Source organism: Pseudoalteromonas sp. G5_S1_14_S5, assembly GCF_054968605.1.
Map to the genome: position 1 here is coordinate 1 of NZ_JBQKUM010000192.1, position 1033 is coordinate 1033.

Genomic DNA, 1033 nt, shown 5'->3' on the forward strand with positions numbered 1-1033 from the left:
TGACTAGAGCTTGAACATCTTGTGTACCGGTAAAATCCAGTGCGCTGCTCTGACTTAGTAACTCTTGATTGTAATCGCTGAGATTTTCAGGGCGAATATTAGTTACATTTGCTGCAGTATAAGTCGCTTCACTTGGAAGCGTTGTGCTTGTGCCCTGCGCATAATCCTGTAAATCAGATAATGAAAGGGTATATTGATAGCCTGAAAAGTTAATGGCACTTTTAACGCCCGACTTGTTATCGATAGTATTTGAGGATTGGAACTCTAACCTGGTATCGGAGCCAGAAATCACACCGGTTTTATTGATCGAAGCAGCAAGAGAGATATCGAGCGTATCAGCCAACTCATTAACAAACGTTTTACCCTGCTCTCCTTGAGCCAAATCACAGGCGTATAAATGCCATCGACTTTGGTTTGGAAGAATGCCTTTTAGGTAAGTTAGATCTGCGCTTTCTAACCAATGCGCATTCCATAATTCTTTCCCTAATTGGAGCTCACCAGGTCGCCCATGGGCAACGATGTTCCATACATTTGCACTTGGATGCTTTTCAGCAATTGTTATAAGTTGAGATATAATTGGGACATTAGGACTGATGATATAAACTGGCGATTCTATTGCTGCTGTTAAATGTTCGATATCTTTAACATTATCATCAAATATGTAGATAGCATTCACAGGTTGGATAGTGTGCTTTTTGTAAGAGCCTTCATCAGACAATATGAGAAACGAATAATTTACTATTGCTAACGTCAGCACAAAAAAAAACATTGAGCGAAAGATCATCATCACACTTCCCCCAAAAAAACAATTACTACAATTAAAAATAAGCATAGTTCGTATATTGTCAAATTTGTTAAAAACGACGTGGATTAAGCAACTATTTTGTCTGCACAAACTAATAATGGTGTGAATTTGATAACCCAACGATTGATAGTCGCGTGATCCACAACGACTTCACGTTCTAATTGTATCTCTTCAATTTTATGATAATTGAGTTTATAGGCGAAATAATAACGTACGGTTTCGAGAATA

General features: G+C 38.0%; 1 protein-coding gene. It reads right to left on the reverse strand.

The window, feature by feature from the left end:
- Positions 1–787, reverse strand: a 787-nt coding sequence (locus tag ACTRWI_RS22495; RefSeq protein WP_499133914.1) for a DUF4347 domain-containing protein, incomplete at its 3' end; no start/stop codon positions are given.
- Positions 788–1033: the final 246 nt, after the last annotated feature.